Raw genomic sequence first — 15,911 nt, 5'->3', positions numbered from 1 at the left:
TTATGACTTATACCTATGTTCTATCGGTTTTTAACCATTTTGGCACTTGAGCAGGTTTAAATTCTCGCATTTTTTGTAATAAACGATCAATATCATCATCAACTAACAGTAATTCATAATTATCCATTTTTAAAAAACCATTGCGTACCATATTCTCCAACAACTGTAACAAATGGTCATAAAAACCATTAATATTTAGCAGACCTATAGGTTTTTGATGTAATCCTAATTGTGACCAAGTAATAATCTCGAACAACTCCTCTAGCGTTCCAAAACCTCCGGGCAATGTAATAAACCCATTACTAAGTTCTTGCATTTTCATTTTACGTTCATGCATATTATCCGTAGTGATTAATTCTGTCAGTCCTAAATGAACTACTTCTTTTAGTTTTAGAAAATCAGGGATCACTCCTATCACTTTCCCTTTTTGAGTAAGCGCCCCTTCTGCTACTTTACCCATGACTCCAATTTTTGCCGCTCCATACACAAGAGTTATATCTTGCTGAGCCATTTTTTCTCCCAATAGTAATGCTTCATCAATCACTTTGACATCATTACCTTCACTGCTTCCGCAAAAGACACAAATAGAAGTTAAGTTATTCATAAGCTATGCATATTTAAATTAAAACTGCTCGTATCATACGATCATTGTTATACAAATCTTTACATAAAGTTACATACTGGAACCCATATCTCTCAATCATATTTTTGGTTTCGATTCCAAGATATTGATTAATTTCAAAATATAACAAACCTCCTGCAACCAGATTCTTTTTTGCTAATGAAGTAATTGTTCTGTAAAAAATTAATGGATCTTGATCTGAAACAAAAAGTGCCAAATGGGGTTCATTTTCTAACACATTAGGCTTTATTTCTTGTTTTTCGAGCTCTCGAACATATGGCGGGTTAGAAACTATTATGTCAAAAACATCTTCTAGCGCATCCAATCTAAGTATATCTTCTCTTAGAAAATTTATTTCAACATTATTATGAACGGCATTTGCATTAGCAATTTTAAGCGCTTCTTCTGAAACATCAATTGCATATACTTCTGCTTCTGGTAAATTTTTAGCTAATGAAATTGCAATACATCCACTACCGGTTCCGATATCTAAAATCTTTATTTTCCTACTTCCCTCTTTACTTTTACAATCCTTTATAATCCAATCCACTAATTCTTCAGTTTCTGGCCTTGGAATTAATACGTTTTTATCAACTTTAAACAATAGTCCATAAAACTCTGTATCTCCTACAATGTATTGAATTGGATCCTGGTTTTCTAGTCGGTTTCTAGCATGAATAAAGTGTAATATTTCGTTTTCTTTAACCACTTTATCCAAAGCCATGGCTACACCAACACGTTTCAACCCTAAAATTTTTTCAGTAAGTATGTAAAAAAAAGATAATATTTCGTCAGCTTCATACAAACTGGACAAAGAATCTATAAAATCTTTTCTGAGATCTTTGATTTTCAAACTTATAATTCTTTTATCATCCAAGCTTGACAACTATAATGACCAGTATCACCCATTGGGGCATCGAGAGATGCAAATCCTACTTTACCATATAGTTTTCTGGCATCTTTCATATAAGGCATTGTTTCTAAGTAACATTTAGTAAACCCCTGTTCTTTAGCAAATTCCAAACACTTATTCATCATTTTAGAACCTATCCCTTTTCCTCTAGCTTCTGGAAGAAAATACATTTTCTGTAACTCACAGATTTCTGAACTTTCATTTTCTAATTGAGCAATCCCAGCTCCTCCAATAATCCTCCCGTTATCTTCTACTACATAATATATTTTTCTAGGAGTCGCATAAGTTTCATACATAATATCTAAAGCCTCATCTTCATATGCAGTCCCCACTTTAGGGACTCCCATCTCTATTAAAACATCCCTAATGACTTGAGCTAAAGCCTTATTATCTCCCGGAGCAACTGAACGAATTTTTATGGTACTCATTATAATATAAATACTACTTTTGTTAATCTAAAAACTAATGATCTTTTATCTTTTTAATCAGATGAAATATACATGAAATCTACATAGTAATCAATGAAGAAGCTTTTATTATTATCAACAATATTCGCAGTAATAATAGGCTGCTCTATATCTAAAAAACCTGAGTTTAAATATATAACGAATATTGATGTTAAAAATATCAGTATGCGCAATATAACTATCAAGGCTGATGCTGTTTTTAACAATCCAAATAACCTAAACGGAAAACTTTCTGTCGATGACATTCATGTTTTTGTTGATAACATAGATGTGGGTACTATATCTTCTCAAGAATTTGATATTCCTTTAAGAAAAGAATTTACAATTCCATTAGAAGGCACATTTTCTTTATCTAAAATTTATGAAGAAAACAAAAACAATCTTTTGAGCAGTGTAATTAAAATGGTACAAACCGATTCACTTCTAATTCAGTATAAAGGCAGTATCAGGTATCATTTTGGAAATTTTTCTTATCCATACAAAATTGATAAAGAACAAAAAATATCTCTAAATCAATAAGGTGAATATACACGAAAAATATATAAGTCGTTGCCTACAAATTGCAACAAATGCGTTGGGCAACGCAAGACCAAATCCAATGGTTGGTTGTGTTATTGTTCATAACCAAATTATTATTGGTGAAGGGTACACAAGTGCTTATGGTTATAATCACGCCGAAGTAAATGCCATAAACTCTGTAAAAGACAAGTCAATTTTAAAAGAAGCCACTATATATGTGACTTTAGAACCTTGTTCACATTTTGGAAAAACACCTCCCTGTAGCGACCTTATTATCCAACACAAAATACCCAATGTAGTAATCGGAACTATCGACACGCATAGTAAAGTTGCAGGAAGAGGTATCAAAAAACTAAAAAATGCTGGATGTGAAGTTATTGTTGGAATTTTAGAAAACGAATGTCAAGCACATCACAAACGCTTTTTTACTTTTCACAATAAAAAACGCCCTTATATTATCCTAAAATGGGCGCAAACATCTGATGGCTTTATTAGCCCAGAAAAGACTGCAAAAAGAGCACCCGTATGGATTACGAATCCCTATTCAAGACAGCTAGTTCATAAATGGCGAGCAGAAGAACACGCTATTTTAGCAGGAAATAAAACGGTTATAGAAGATAACCCAAAACTCACTACACGAGATTGGTCTGGAAAAGATCCTATTAGAATCCTGATCGACCTTTCTGGTAAAATCCCTGAAGACTCTGCTATTATTGACAAAACTGTAAAAACAATTGTAATTACCTCTGAAAATCACAAAAAACAGAGCAGTGACACCTTAGTATATGAAACTATTAATTCTAGAAGTGATGTAGTTCAGAAGATTTGTAATATTCTCCATAAAAAGGAAATTCAATCTGTAATTATTGAAGGTGGAAGTTACACTATTCAATCTTTTATCGATGCGAATCTCTGGGATGAAGCACGTGTATTTACTGGAATAAATACTTTTTCAAAAGGAACAAAAGCTCCAATACTTAAAGCCAAATCTATTTTTCAAAAAAAAATTATAACAGATACTTTAAAGATATATCAAAATGATTAAGACTATTATTTTTGATTTTGGAGATGTTTTTATCAATCTTGATAAACTAGCAACAGAAAAAGAACTCTCTAAATTAGGCTTAACTTCGATTACCAAAGAATTAGAATTCATTAATGAATCCTATGAGACTGGTAATATCACTACAACAGAATTTATAAATTATTACCGAAAACTATTACCAAACACTTCCGAAAAGCAATTAATAGATGTATGGAATGCTATTCTAAAAGATTTTCCTAAACATCGCTTAGAGTTCATTCAAAAACTAGCAATTGAAAAGAAGTACCAATTAATTTTACTAAGCAATACGAATGAATTACACATTGATTGGATTAAAGAAAATATATCATTTTATTACGATTTTAAATCTTGTTTTGACGCTTTTTATCTATCACATGAAATTAACCTAAGAAAGCCAAATCAAGATATTTTTAAGTTTGTATTAGACAATCATAGGATAACCCCTTCAGAAACTATTTTTATTGATGATACATTTGCAAATACAAACGCTGCAAAACAATTAGGTATCAACGTATGGAATAACAATCCAAAAATCGAGGATATCACAAAGCTGTTCTCCATAAAATCTAATTTATTTTGACATATCTTTTATTAAGCATATTAGCTTCAAGCTGCATTCTAATTACTTTCAAACTATTTGCAAAATATAATGTAGACACCTTACAAGCAATTATTGTTAATTATGTGGTTGCCTGCGTTTCTGGATTAATTGCTTATACTAAACCTATCAGGGTCGATATCATCATTCAATCTAACTGGTTTTACGGAACTATTATTTTAGGATTCATCTTTATTTTAGTGTTTAACTTCATGGCTATTACCACTCAAAAAAATGGCCTTTCTGTAGCAGCTGTAGCAAGTAAAATGAGTGTTGCGATACCTGTTATATTCGGAATCATTGCATATAACGAAAGTACCGGAATCATAAAACTTATCGGGATTGCAATAGCTTTGATTGCAGTTTATATGACTTCTATGAAAACCGTTGGAGGAATTTCAATAAAAAAAGAGAATCTAATTTATCCTTTATTAGTGTTCATTGGTGGTGGTATAATAGATACTAGTCTAAAGTTTATGGAAACTAATTATGTAGCAAAAATGGATATCCCAGTTTTTTCTGCCACTATTTTTGGTTTTGCTGCTATATTAGGAATCCTTATACTAATATATCAAGCAATAAAAGGGACTCTTAAGATAACAACTAAAAACATCATTGCAGGAATCTGTTTAGGCATCCCTAATTACTTTTCTATATACTTTCTAATTCAAGCATTACGAAATGAAAACATGGATAGCTCCACTGTATTCATTATTAATAACGTTGCTATACTATTAGTTTCTACATTTGTTGGAATTCTTTTTTTCAAAGAAAGGTTGATTCTAAAAAACTGGATTGGAATTATACTAGCAATATTCAGTATCTTGCTGGTTACTTTTTCTATTTAACTGTAAAAAAAATTGGATACTACAGATACTTATAAAACTATTGATATTCCGGGAGAAGAAGCACTGTTTAAAGATAAAAACAGTAAATTCTTTGGATACTCGTTTCCAATTACTTCAGAAGAAGAGGTGAAACCAATTATTGATTCACTGAAAAAACAACATCATGCTGCAAGGCATTGGTGTTATGCCTGGCAATTAGGAACAGAAAACATACGATATCGTAGTAATGATGATGGAGAACCATCTAATTCTGCAGGCCAACCAATTTATGGTCAGATTCAATCTTCTAAGACAACTAACATTCTAGTGATAGTGGTTCGCTATTTTGGAGGTGTTAAACTTGGTGTTGGCGGATTGATCAATGCCTACAGAACTGCAGCACAATTGGCACTAGAAGCATCTGAAATTAAAGAAAAGACCATTAATATTAATTTCTGTATCACTTTTGAATATAAAAACATGAATAAAGTGATGCGAATTATCAAAGAACGTCAGCTTATTATAACTAATCAAAAACTAGAATTAGATTGCCAATTATTTATTTCCGTAAGAAAAAACATTGCGAATGAAATAAATGATCTTTTCTCAACGTTGTACGAAGTAGAAATAAACAGATTAGGCGATTAATGCTTTTTCAATAATTTCTAGCAAATAAGTGGGGCATAAAATCGGTTTTCTTGTTTTAGTATTAACAAATACTAAGGTAGTAGAGGCAATTGTTAATAAATCTTGGTTTTGATTATAAATTTCGTAATCGAAAACGATTCGAGCTGTAGGAATTTTCTTCAGTAAAGTTTTAACAGTTAATTCATCGTCAAAGAAAGCAGATTTCTTAAATTTAAAATCTATTGTAAATACAGGAAGCATAATACCGCTTTCTTCCATAGATTTATAAGAAACACCTAATCTGGATAACCAGTCAATTCGGGCTAATTCTAAGTATTGCGCGTAATTACCGTGATGGACAACCCCCATTTGATCGGTTTCAGAATATCTAACTTTTAATAAAGTTTCAGAAATGATTGACATATTTTTAACAAAGAAAAGATGAATTATGCAAAATTGCAGATATTAAAGTATGCGAAAAAAATAATTAAAATTCAACCCCTAAATCGTTTTTTTTTTACATTTTTTGTTCACATATTTGTCAAGCAAAAAAAGAAGGAACTTTTTCAACAATTTTCCGTTAATAACCTAATAAAAGTAATCTAACCACTCTAATGAATATAACTGCGCAATCAGTTTGGGATAATTGCCTGTCTTTTATAGAGGACAACATTACTCCCCAAGCTTTTAAAACCTGGTTTGAACCTATTAAAGCTGTAAAGCTTACGGATAGCGCTTTAAGTATTCAAGTACCTAGTAAATTTTTCTATGAATGGCTAGAAGAACATTATGTAAATCTTCTTAAGGTATCTCTTACTAGAGAATTAGGAGAAACTGCTAAGTTGGTATATATTATTAAAATGGAAAACACTTATGGTAACAAAAAACCATTTACTGAGAAAATACCAAGTTCTAACAGAACAGCTGTAAGTTCTCAGGAAGTTGATGTACCTATTAAAAGTAAAAATCCTGAACTTAAAAATCCATTTGTAATTCCTGGAATCAGAAATGTAAAAATCGAGTCTCAGTTAAATCCAAGCTATAATTTTGATAACTTCTTAGAAGGAGATTCTAACAGACTGGCAAGATCAGCTGGAATGGCTGTAGCCAACAAACCTGGAGGAACTTCTTTTAACCCTTTATTAATATTTGGAGGTGTAGGATTAGGAAAAACACATCTTGCTCACGCAATTGGTGTGAACATAAAAGATAATTATCCAGAAAAAACAGTGCTATATATTTCAGCTGAGAAATTCACACAGCAATATATCGAATCTGTAAAAAAGAATAATAGAAATGATTTTATACATTTCTACCAGATTATTGATGTATTAATTGTTGACGATATTCAGTTGTTATCTGGAAAAGCAGGAACACAAGATGTATTCTTCCATATATTCAATCATTTACATCAAAACGGAAAACAAGTAATACTCACTAGTGATAAAGCTCCTGTAGATATGCAGGATATAGAACAACGATTGCTTTCTCGTTTTAAGTGGGGATTATCCGCCGAATTGCACCAACCAGATTTTGAAACTAGAATTTCTATCATAAAAAACAAGTTATATCGTGACGGTGTTGAGATGCCAGAAGATATTGTAGAGTTTTTAGCAAATAACATCAAAACTAATATTCGCGAATTAGAAGGAGCCATTATTTCGTTAATTGCCCATTCCTCTTTCAATAAAAAAGATATTACGATTGATCTTGCTAAGGCGATTGTAGATAATTATGTTAAAAACACCAAAAGAGAAGTATCGATTGATTACATACAAAAAGTAGTTAGTGATTATTTCCAGATGGATGTAGAAACTTTACAGTCCAAAACACGTAAACGTCATATCGTGCAAGCTCGTCAGTTAGCTATGTTTTTTGCTAAAAAACTAACCAAAGCTTCATTAGCGAGTATTGGTACACAAATTGGAAAAAGAGATCATGCAACAGTACTTCATGCTTGTAAAACTGTAGACAACTTATCCTCTACGGACAAACAATTTCGCAAGTACGTGGAAGATCTAGGTAAAAAACTTACTCTTTAATTTTTAATTTACATGAAGATTAAAATTTTAATGGTGTGCCTTGGAAATATCTGTAGGTCACCATTAGCAGAAGGAATTTTAGCTTCCAAACTTGATCCTAGAAAATTCCAAGTAGACTCCTGCGGCACTAGTAACTATCATATCGGAGGCAAACCTGATATAAGATCTATAGAAACTGCTCGAAAACATGGAATTGATATTACCAATCAAAGAGCTGCGCAGTTTAAAGTAAGTGATTTTGATACTTATGATTTCATATATCCAATGGATCATTCTAATTATAGTGATATTATAAAACTTGCTCGCAATAATAATGATAAAGAAAAGGTAACACTTATTCTAAAGGAATTAGAACCTAACGAAAATTTAGACGTTCCAGATCCATATTACGGAGGAGAGCAAGGTTTTGAAGACGTATTCGATATGTTAAACGAAGCCTGTGACCACATAATTAAAAAGCTATAAGAGAAATTAAGCATAAAAAAACAAAGTTTTTGTATATTTAATAACAGTTAATCTAGCTTAAATATATTATTAATTGAAAAAGACTTTAACTTTTTATCCAAATTTGACTCTTCTTAAAAACAAATCTAAATCAATTTGGACCAAGCTATTTGAAATCACAATTAGCAATATTAGAATAGGCGCAAAACAAAGTTCATCTAATCAAAACTAGTTATTTTATAAACTATGGAATCAAAACCCCTAGATCCAAAAGGAAAATTATATTTAATACCAACAAGACTAGGTGATGATGTACCTCTTGAAGTATTACCTATTTCTATAAAGAAAGTTTTAGAACAGGTTAATCACTATATAGTTGAAAACGAAAAACCAGCAAGACGTTTTATAAAAAAAGTTAGCCCAAGTAAATCCCAACGCTCTCTTATTATTCATTCAGTAAACAAATATACGGATACCTCAGAAATACCCAATTATCTAGCGCCTTGCCTTAACGGGGAGTCCATAGGACTGCTATCTGATGCTGGATGTCCTGGAATTGCCGACCCAGGTGCAGAAGTAGTAAGACTAGCCCACGAAAAAGGAATTCAGGTAACTCCACTAGTAGGACCATCTTCCATATTTCTGGCAATGATGAGTAGCGGTATGAATGGACAGAATTTCTGTTTTAACGGATATCTTCCTATCGACAAAAGCGAAAGAAAAACTACGATAAAATCTCTTGAAAAAAATTCTTTAGAAAAAGATCAAGCACAAATTTTTATTGAAACTCCTTACAGAAATGACAAAATGCTTGCAGATCTTGTTTCCTTTCTTAATCCCAATACCAGATTATGTATTGCTAGTGACATCACACTAACTACAGAATACATTGTTACCAAAACTGTTGGAGAATGGAAAAATGAAGATATAGAGCTACATAAAAAACCAACTATCTTTATTATTCAAAGAGATCTTTAGGATAAAGAACAAAATTAAGCTTTTGCTTTTCTATTAGGAATAACAAAAGATGTATCAAATCCAGAAAAACGCTTCATATAATAACGAATTGTTGTACCAAATGCATCTGCAAAGCCATCTACCCCACCGCTACGTAAATATTTTTTTACAGCACCTGGCCCTGAAAGATGTGCAGCAGCTAATACTCCTGACTCAGTAACAAGTACACCATTCATTCGTTTACCCACAAACCATTTTAAATCTCTGCGTAAAATCCATTTGTTCCTAGAAAGATTCGCGTAGAACGCTCTTTCTTGAAGTTCAGGATTATTAAGAAAAGTGTTTTTGTTTTTTATTCCGATCATCGCAAGGGTCCCAATACCAAATTGATATTTCCCCATATACCCAAATTGATTTACAACTCCATAATCTCCACGTGATTCTTTAAAAGCTAAAGCTTCCTTAAAACCAACATAAGACTTACCTAATTCTGGGTAAATAAAATTGTCTAACAAATCATCCTCTATCTCGTTAAAGTTAGGAGCGATATAATAAAGATCTAAACCAGCAGTGCTGTATGAGCTTAAATCTGTGCGATTTTTTGGTGTAAAACTTACTAAAACGATTCCCCCGATTGTAAGAATTACAAAAAGTCCAATTATCCTTTTTATCATATAAAAATTTTCTAAGTAGACATCAAAAAGACGTTCCCCTCTACTTAAATTTTTGCGGTGCAAATATACGGCTTTATTTTAAAGAACACATAATCACATGTTAAATTTATTATAACACTGAAAAACAGTATTTTACACTAAAAAAAACGTTAAAAAATGACAGATAACAACACAAAAAGCATTAAAACTTGTATTTAAACGTCAAATAGTTAATTTTAATCGATAAAAAATAAAAGACAAGAATACTGAGTAATCCACAGTGTTTCAAACGATATTGTTAATAAATTAATGGAAATTACTTCTTAAATGAGAAAAAACTTATTTTTTTCCTACAAAAATACAAGGCAAATCCTAGCGTTTTACACCTTGTTTATTGATCCAATTTACATACTGTTTTTTATTCCTAGCATGCTGCGCTAAGGTCTTAGCAAATTTGTGATAGCCGAAATTTTCTACATTAGCCACAAAGAAGTAATAGTCGTGTTTTTCATGATTTAAAACAGCATCAATAGAAGAAATATCTGGCATAGCAATTGGCCCAGGAGGCAAAGCTTTGTACTTATAGGTATTATAAGGGCTATCCAACTCCAAGTCTTTATATAACACCCTTTTTATTACAATATCCCAATTGTTTTTATGTTTTTTAAGTGCATAAATAACGGTAGGATCTGCATCCAACTTCCATCCATTTTTATAGCGGTTCATATATACCCCTGCTACTCTTGGACGTTCATCCACCTTAGCCGTTTCTTTTTGAACAATCGAAGCGACCGTAGTCACTTCATTATAAGTTAAACCAATATTCTTTGCTTTTTCTTTTCTTTTGTCATTCCAAAAAAGTGCATACTCCTTTAACATACGATTTCTAAACTGTTCTGCCGATGTGTTCCAAAAAAACTCATATTTATTAGGAATATACATTGCTAAAGCATTATCAATCGTAAAACCTTTCTCTTTAATAAAAGCTTCATCCTTAAAAGCATTCATAAGTGATATACTATCCGCTTCTATTTGTTGCGCAACTCTACCAGCTAGGTTCTCTAACCTTTCTTGATTATTAAAACTCAATTGGATAGGTGTATTTTTGCTTCTCAAAAGATCAACAAGCTCGTTATTATTTAAACCTTTTTTCAAAATATATCTTCCTGCTTTCACTTTACTAGTGTATCCTTTTTTATTAGCGATTTTATCAAAGCTCGAAGTATTCTTAAGTAAAGGATATATAATTTTTCTAAATTCGGGATAAGTTGTTCCTGAAGGGATATATACTGTAGTTGTTTCTGTTTCAAAACTTGTATTAGGAGAAAAAACTGCTTGATATACATAATACGCAAACAATCCACCTACAATTAAACCTATTACGGCTATTAACAATAATAATTTCTTAATGTACATATATGAGTTGATATAAAAGTTCATCCTTATAGACACCATCAACAAGGTTCCATTCTTTTTTTATTCCTATTTTTTCAAAACCCTCTTCTTCAAACAATTTGATACTTGCTACATTATCATCCGCAATATTAGCATATAATTGATGCAGGCGAAGATGGGTTTTACCATAATTTTTAATAAGATTCAAAGCTTCTTTTCCATAACCTTTACCTCGATATTCCTTTTCTGCAATAAGAATACCAACACCTGCCCTATTATGAGTTGGATTAAAATCAAATAAATCAATAAGCCCTAACGCAGCTTCATCGTAAGAACATATTACAAGTCGTAACTGTTTAACATCATAAATATCTTGATGCGCATTCTCTAAATATTGCTTTATCAAAAATCTAGAATAGGGTGTCTGCGTAGTACTCATCTCCCATATTCGTTCATCATTTTCTATCAGATAAACAAAATCAAGATCTTCTGGCTCTAATGCCCTTAAATAAATATGCTCACCCTTAAGTGTTAACATGTAATCTCTCCTTTAAAAACTTGTTCTGCTGGACCAATAAGAAATATATCTTCGTATCCATTAGCAGTTTCCCTAAAAGTAACTTTTAATTTTCCTCCAGGAGTTTTAATATTAACCTCTTCTTTATCTGTCATCTTTGTTGTATACATAGATAATGCTACCGCAGTAACTCCAGTTCCACAAGATAAAGTTTCATCTTCTACTCCCCTTTCATAAGTTCTTACTGTAAATAAATTCTCTCCTGCTTTCTCCACAAAATTAACATTACTCCCCGTATCGAAATAAGGTGCTCCATTTCTAATTTCACGCCCAATATTTGCAACATCATAGTCTATTAAATTATCCACCATAGTAACGTGATGAGGAGAACCGGTATCCAAGAAAAGATGTGATTCATACTGCTTTATCTCTAAAACATCTTGCATTTGTAAATAAACCAATCCATCTTTAATTTCTGCTTTATGTTTTCCATCTATAGCGGTAAATGTAGCTTTATCATCTATAACACCCAGAAACGCTGCAAATGCCACAAGACATCTTCCGCCATTACCACACATAGAACTCTGATTACCATCTGCATTAAAATACACCATCGTAAAATCGTCTTCATCATTTTCAGGAAGTTCCAATAACATTAATCCATCTGCTCCTATCCCAAATTTTCTGTCACAAAGTCTTGCGAAAATTTTGGTATTATTTTTGGTTAAAATTGATTGTCTATTATCGATGATTACAAAATCATTACCAGTTCCTTGGTATTTATAAAAAGTAAGATTCATTATTCTTGTTCAATTATAAAGGACAAAGGTACAAAGAAAGTAACCATATTATCGTTGTTAATAGAGCGTTAAATATCAAAAAAAAATATACGATAGTTGTAATTTTAATAGTTATTAAGAGTCTATACTATAGTACTAGTCAAATTAAATAAAAAAAGAAAAGAAGATGAAAAGATTTTTGAACTTATTGGTTGTCGCTATTTTAGCAGGTGTAATCACATTAGGAGCCTACAAAACTTTTTTAGAACCTGAAGCTGTTGTTTCTACTAAAAATGAAACTGCACCAAGCACATCATTAATTCCGGCATCATATACCACTACCAATTTAAATGCAGCAAACACAAATACTGATTTTACAATAGCTGCAGAAAAAACAGTAAATGCAGTGGTTCACGTCAAACAATATGGAACTACTAAGAACCCCAGAAATCTTATGGAGTATTTTAGGAATGGAGGAACTAAAGAAAGAAGAATTCAGGGAGCAGGCTCTGGCGTAATTATCACCGAAGATGGATATATAGTAACTAATAATCACGTTATAGATGGCGCTACTGATCTAGAGGTAACCTTAAACAATAACAAATCTTACAAAGCAGAAATAATAGGTACTGCTCCACAATCAGACATTGCTTTAATTAAAATTAATACTAACGAAAAGTTAACCTATATACCTTTTGGGGATTCTAATAATGCTAAAATAGGTGAATGGGTATTAGCTGTAGGTAATCCCTTTAACTTAACCTCTACAGTGACAGCTGGTATTATAAGTGCAAAATCCAGGGATCTAAATGAATATGACACTAACTTTCAATCATTTATACAAACAGATGCGGCTATAAACCCTGGTAATAGTGGTGGTGCATTAGTAAACATTAATGGAGAACTAATTGGAATTAATACCGCTATCACCTCTCAAACCGGTAGTTACGTAGGCTATGCTTTTGCCGTACCTTCCAACAACACTCGTAAAATCGTAGAAGATATTTTAGAATTCGGAGATGTACAAAAAGGAATACTTGGAATAAATGGAGATAATCTAACTTCGGAAATTAAAGCAAAATACAATTTAAAAGAAACTCAAGGTGTGTTTATCACGAATGTAGGAGAAGATAGTGGTGCAAAAAAAGCTGGACTTAAAGTTGGAGATATCATTAAAGAAATAGATGGTATAAGAATTAAAAAATTCTCTGATTTAACCGGTTATGTAAACACAAAAAATCCCGATGATGTAATTAATGTAAAAATTAAACGCGAAAACGATGAACTAAATTTGCCTGTAACATTATCCAAATATGTAATCCAAAGATATAATATTGAAGATGTTGGTGTAGAAGTAGCTAATCCAAACCCAGAATATCTGAAAAAATTCAACTTGGATCATGGTGTGATAATAAGTAAAGCTTTGAGCCAAAAAATGCAACGTTACAATCTAGAGGGATTGATTATTAGTGAAATTGACGGAAAAAAAGTTAAAAATGTTTTACAAGTAAAACAGATTCTAGAAAGTAAATACCCTGAAGAAGACATCACTATTAGCTTAATAGATCGAGATGGAGAAAAACGTGAATTTGTTTTTCAAAATTAAACATAATACCTTATAAAATCAACAATCCCGTTGCTCGCAAAAAGTAATGGGATTTTTTTATTTAAAAAGCTTTACGAAAACGTTTGAAATTTATACTTTTGCGCGAAATTTTAAGATTGTAAAACACAACACATTATGAGTTCTAACGAAGTTTATGAGAAAGAACTTGCCTTTCAGGCAGACAGACGCCGCGCTACAGTGGCTTTTATTAAAACCGTAAGCGATTTATGGTACGACAATTCTATCGAATTAGTACTGTTTCGTAACCAGTTAATTGATAAAAATGTAAGTGAAATTCTTAATTTACACGAATACGCCGGTGAGTTTGTACAAAAACCAATTTCGATTTTTGACTCTGTAGAAATTGCCCAAGCTATTAAATTAATGGATTTACCTCCTGCCAAATTAGATATTGGCAAACTTACATACGAGTATCATCTTGCTAGTAATGAATTTGATTCTGCAACTAGTTTTGTTATGAACAAACTAAAAGACGCTAAAGAATTTAAAAACATTTCTCCTAAAGATGTAGTTCTTTATGGTTTTGGACGTATTGGCCGTTTAGTTGCAAGAGAACTTATGACTATTACCGGAAAAGGAAGTCAATTAAGATTAAGAGCTATTGTAACCAGAGGATCTATTACAGAAGAAATTTTAGAAAAAAGAGCTTCTCTATTAAGAAATGACTCTGTTCATGGGGAATTTGCTGGGTTAGTAGAACCGGATATAGCAAATAGTTCTTTAATCATAAACGGAACTACTGTAAAAATTATAAGTGCCAATAACCCTGAAGATATAGATTACACTTCTTTTGGAATTGATAACGCACTATTAATAGATAATACTGGAGCCTTTAGAGACAAAGAGGCTTTAAGCCGACATTTGATAGCCAAAGGAATTGATAAAGTTTTACTTACTGCTCCAGGAAAAGGAATTCCTAACATTGTACATGGTGTAAACCATAAAGAGCATAGTCCAGATAAAGTAGATATCTTTTCCGCAGCATCTTGCACTACCAATGCAATTACTCCTATTTTACAAGCTATAGATGAAAGTTTTGGAGTCGTAAATGGACACCTAGAAACCATACATGCATATACCAATGATCAAAATTTAGTTGATAATATGCATAGTAAATACCGAAGAGGCCGCGCCGCTGCTTTAAATATGGTAATCACTGAAACAGGTGCCGGAAAAGCTGTTTCTAAAGCATTACCAAGTTTTGAAGGAAAACTAACCTCTAATGCCATAAGGGTACCTGTACCTAACGGATCTCTAGCAATTCTTAATCTTAATTTAGATAAAAAAACCTCTAAAGAGAGTATAAATGCTATCATCAAAAAATATGCTTTAGAAGGTAATCTGGTAGAACAAATCAAATATTCTTTGGATAATGAATTAGTTTCAAGTGATATTGTAGGTTCATCTGCACCATCCATATATGACAGCAATGCAACCATCGTAGATGCTAAGGGTAAAAATGCAATACTATATGTATGGTACGATAATGAATATGGATATAGCCATCAGGTCATTAGATTATCAAAATATATTGCCAAAGTAAGACGTTATACGTATTATTAAAAAATATAATTATTTACAAAAAATTAAAGAGGGTGCCTGAAAAGACACCCTCTTTAATTTTAATCCAACAAACTTGCTAATCAATTTCCAATGTTAGATCTTTAGAAAACTAGGATATCACTCATCAAATTATTTATATCAAAAATGACGTGTAGAATTATTAATCGACCACCCTATCATTCATAAAAAGTATATCATCTTTTTATTTAAATCTGAAACCTGGAGAACGCAACCATAATTTATACATATTAAATCTTTTAAATTATTCACAATATCGTATCTTTATTAACGTTAA

At 31.8% G+C, this 15,911-nt stretch carries 18 protein-coding genes; 10 read left to right on the top strand and 8 right to left on the bottom strand.

Annotated elements, in window-relative coordinates:
* Positions 1–13: 13 nt before the first annotated feature.
* The 3 genes from Q0921_RS00280 to Q0921_RS00270 are packed head-to-tail and all read right to left on the bottom strand — an operon-like array spanning position 14 to position 1,963.
* Positions 14–604: a TIGR00730 family Rossman fold protein gene (locus Q0921_RS00280; protein WP_299251533.1), complete on the bottom strand. Its 591-nt coding sequence runs from the start codon at positions 602–604 to the stop codon at positions 14–16.
* A 13-nt stretch (positions 605–617) separates the two neighbouring features.
* A complete protein-coding gene (prmC, locus tag Q0921_RS00275; protein ID WP_299251531.1) occupies positions 618–1,475 on the bottom strand; it encodes a peptide chain release factor N(5)-glutamine methyltransferase in 858 nt (285 codons plus the stop codon).
* A gap of 2 nt (positions 1,476–1,477) precedes the next feature.
* Positions 1,478–1,963 (bottom strand): GNAT family N-acetyltransferase, encoded by a 486-nt coding sequence (locus Q0921_RS00270; RefSeq protein WP_299251528.1) that lies wholly within the window; start codon positions 1,961–1,963, stop codon positions 1,478–1,480.
* A 93-nt stretch (positions 1,964–2,056) separates the two neighbouring features.
* On the opposite strand from Q0921_RS00270, the gene Q0921_RS00265 reads away from it, so the two are divergent.
* From Q0921_RS00265 to Q0921_RS00245, 5 genes are read left to right on the top strand one after another with little or no spacing between them, the layout of a single operon-like run.
* A complete protein-coding gene (locus Q0921_RS00265; RefSeq protein WP_299251525.1) occupies positions 2,057–2,521 on the top strand; it encodes a hypothetical protein in 465 nt (154 codons plus the stop codon).
* A gap of 1 nt (position 2,522) precedes the next feature.
* Positions 2,523–3,566: a bifunctional diaminohydroxyphosphoribosylaminopyrimidine deaminase/5-amino-6-(5-phosphoribosylamino)uracil reductase RibD gene (gene ribD, locus Q0921_RS00260; protein WP_299251522.1), complete on the top strand. Its 1,044-nt coding sequence runs from the start codon at positions 2,523–2,525 to the stop codon at positions 3,564–3,566.
* Positions 3,559–4,167 carry an HAD family phosphatase gene (locus Q0921_RS00255; RefSeq protein WP_299251520.1) on the top strand — a complete coding sequence of 203 codons (609 nt, stop codon included), beginning with the start codon at positions 3,559–3,561 and terminating at the stop codon, positions 4,165–4,167. The genes ribD and Q0921_RS00255 overlap by 8 nt, the downstream gene beginning before the upstream one ends.
* Complete coding sequence (locus tag Q0921_RS00250) at positions 4,164–5,033, top strand: EamA family transporter (protein WP_299251517.1); 870 nt, start codon at positions 4,164–4,166, stop codon at positions 5,031–5,033. The genes Q0921_RS00255 and Q0921_RS00250 overlap by 4 nt, the downstream gene beginning before the upstream one ends.
* Positions 5,034–5,045: 12 nt before the next feature.
* Positions 5,046–5,660, top strand: a complete 615-nt coding sequence (locus tag Q0921_RS00245) for a YigZ family protein (RefSeq protein WP_299251514.1) — start codon at positions 5,046–5,048, stop codon at positions 5,658–5,660.
* On the opposite strand, the gene Q0921_RS00240 is transcribed toward Q0921_RS00245, so the two are convergent.
* On the bottom strand, positions 5,649–6,062 hold the full coding sequence (locus Q0921_RS00240; protein WP_299251511.1) for a thioesterase family protein: 414 nt from the start codon (positions 6,060–6,062) through the stop codon (positions 5,649–5,651). The two genes, Q0921_RS00245 and Q0921_RS00240, sit on opposite strands and share 12 nt — an antisense overlap.
* Before the next feature lie 191 nt (positions 6,063–6,253).
* On the opposite strand from Q0921_RS00240, the gene dnaA reads away from it, so the two are divergent.
* The 3 genes from dnaA to Q0921_RS00225 all read left to right on the top strand — a co-directional run bounded on the left by dnaA (position 6,254) and on the right by Q0921_RS00225 (position 9,103).
* Positions 6,254–7,681 (top strand): chromosomal replication initiator protein DnaA, encoded by a 1,428-nt coding sequence (gene dnaA / locus Q0921_RS00235; protein ID WP_118456613.1) that lies wholly within the window; start codon positions 6,254–6,256, stop codon positions 7,679–7,681.
* Between the two features lie 12 nt (positions 7,682–7,693).
* Positions 7,694–8,146 (top strand): low molecular weight protein-tyrosine-phosphatase, encoded by a 453-nt coding sequence (locus Q0921_RS00230; RefSeq protein ID WP_299251508.1) that lies wholly within the window; start codon positions 7,694–7,696, stop codon positions 8,144–8,146.
* 225 nt (positions 8,147–8,371) lie between these two features.
* Positions 8,372–9,103 carry an SAM-dependent methyltransferase gene (locus Q0921_RS00225; RefSeq protein WP_299251505.1) on the top strand — a complete coding sequence of 244 codons (732 nt, stop codon included), beginning with the start codon at positions 8,372–8,374 and terminating at the stop codon, positions 9,101–9,103.
* A 14-nt stretch (positions 9,104–9,117) separates the two neighbouring features.
* Here the strand turns inward: Q0921_RS00225 and Q0921_RS00220 are convergent, their stop codons facing one another.
* The 4 genes from Q0921_RS00220 to dapF form a co-directional block, all read right to left on the bottom strand.
* Positions 9,118–9,756 carry a peptidoglycan-binding protein LysM gene (locus Q0921_RS00220; protein WP_299251502.1) on the bottom strand — a complete coding sequence of 213 codons (639 nt, stop codon included), beginning with the start codon at positions 9,754–9,756 and terminating at the stop codon, positions 9,118–9,120.
* Positions 9,757–10,107: 351 nt separating this feature from the next.
* A complete protein-coding gene (mltG, locus tag Q0921_RS00215) occupies positions 10,108–11,151 on the bottom strand; it encodes an endolytic transglycosylase MltG (RefSeq protein WP_299251499.1) in 1,044 nt (347 codons plus the stop codon).
* A complete protein-coding gene (locus Q0921_RS00210; RefSeq protein ID WP_299251496.1) occupies positions 11,141–11,668 on the bottom strand; it encodes a GNAT family N-acetyltransferase in 528 nt (175 codons plus the stop codon). The genes mltG and Q0921_RS00210 overlap by 11 nt, the downstream gene beginning before the upstream one ends.
* A complete protein-coding gene (gene dapF, locus Q0921_RS00205; RefSeq protein WP_299251493.1) occupies positions 11,662–12,447 on the bottom strand; it encodes a diaminopimelate epimerase in 786 nt (261 codons plus the stop codon). Before dapF ends, Q0921_RS00210 begins: the two co-directional genes overlap by 7 nt.
* 166 nt (positions 12,448–12,613) lie before the next feature.
* Between dapF and Q0921_RS00200 the strand changes: the two genes are divergently transcribed.
* Both Q0921_RS00200 and Q0921_RS00195 read left to right on the top strand, forming a co-directional pair.
* A complete protein-coding gene (locus Q0921_RS00200; RefSeq protein WP_299251490.1) occupies positions 12,614–14,032 on the top strand; it encodes a trypsin-like peptidase domain-containing protein in 1,419 nt (472 codons plus the stop codon).
* 135 nt (positions 14,033–14,167) lie between these two features.
* Positions 14,168–15,616: a glyceraldehyde-3-phosphate dehydrogenase gene (locus tag Q0921_RS00195; RefSeq protein WP_299251487.1), complete on the top strand. Its 1,449-nt coding sequence runs from the start codon at positions 14,168–14,170 to the stop codon at positions 15,614–15,616.
* Positions 15,617–15,911 lie beyond the last annotated feature (295 nt).

This window comes from uncultured Aquimarina sp. (assembly GCF_947496855.1).
Taxonomy (GTDB): Bacteria; Bacteroidota; Bacteroidia; order Flavobacteriales; family Flavobacteriaceae; genus Aquimarina.
The sequence above is the reverse complement of the archived record's forward strand: the minus strand, read 5'-3'. Positions and strand labels throughout refer to the sequence as shown.

Bases quoted from the DNA above. Each gene is read 5' to 3' on its own strand.
- dnaA (WP_118456613.1), top strand. From the start codon at position 6,254: ATGAATATAACTGCGCAATCAGTTTGGGATAATTGCCTGTCTTTTATA.
- Q0921_RS00220 (WP_299251502.1), bottom strand. From the start codon at position 9,756: ATGATAAAAAGGATAATTGGACTTTTTGTAATTCTTACAATCGGGGGA.
- mltG (WP_299251499.1), bottom strand. From the start codon at position 11,151: ATGTACATTAAGAAATTATTATTGTTAATAGCCGTAATAGGTTTAATT.
- dapF (WP_299251493.1), bottom strand. From the start codon at position 12,447: ATGAATCTTACTTTTTATAAATACCAAGGAACTGGTAATGATTTTGTA.
- Q0921_RS00200 (WP_299251490.1), top strand. From the start codon at position 12,614: ATGAAAAGATTTTTGAACTTATTGGTTGTCGCTATTTTAGCAGGTGTA.
- Q0921_RS00210 (WP_299251496.1), bottom strand. From the start codon at position 11,668: ATGTTAACACTTAAGGGTGAGCATATTTATTTAAGGGCATTAGAGCCA.
- Q0921_RS00280 (WP_299251533.1), bottom strand. From the start codon at position 604: ATGAATAACTTAACTTCTATTTGTGTCTTTTGCGGAAGCAGTGAAGGT.
- Q0921_RS00240 (WP_299251511.1), bottom strand. From the start codon at position 6,062: ATGTCAATCATTTCTGAAACTTTATTAAAAGTTAGATATTCTGAAACC.
- Q0921_RS00195 (WP_299251487.1), top strand. From the start codon at position 14,168: ATGAGTTCTAACGAAGTTTATGAGAAAGAACTTGCCTTTCAGGCAGAC.
- Q0921_RS00265 (WP_299251525.1), top strand. From the start codon at position 2,057: ATGAAGAAGCTTTTATTATTATCAACAATATTCGCAGTAATAATAGGC.
- Q0921_RS00255 (WP_299251520.1), top strand. From the start codon at position 3,559: ATGATTAAGACTATTATTTTTGATTTTGGAGATGTTTTTATCAATCTT.
- Q0921_RS00230 (WP_299251508.1), top strand. From the start codon at position 7,694: ATGAAGATTAAAATTTTAATGGTGTGCCTTGGAAATATCTGTAGGTCA.
- Q0921_RS00270 (WP_299251528.1), bottom strand. From the start codon at position 1,963: ATGAGTACCATAAAAATTCGTTCAGTTGCTCCGGGAGATAATAAGGCT.
- Q0921_RS00225 (WP_299251505.1), top strand. From the start codon at position 8,372: ATGGAATCAAAACCCCTAGATCCAAAAGGAAAATTATATTTAATACCA.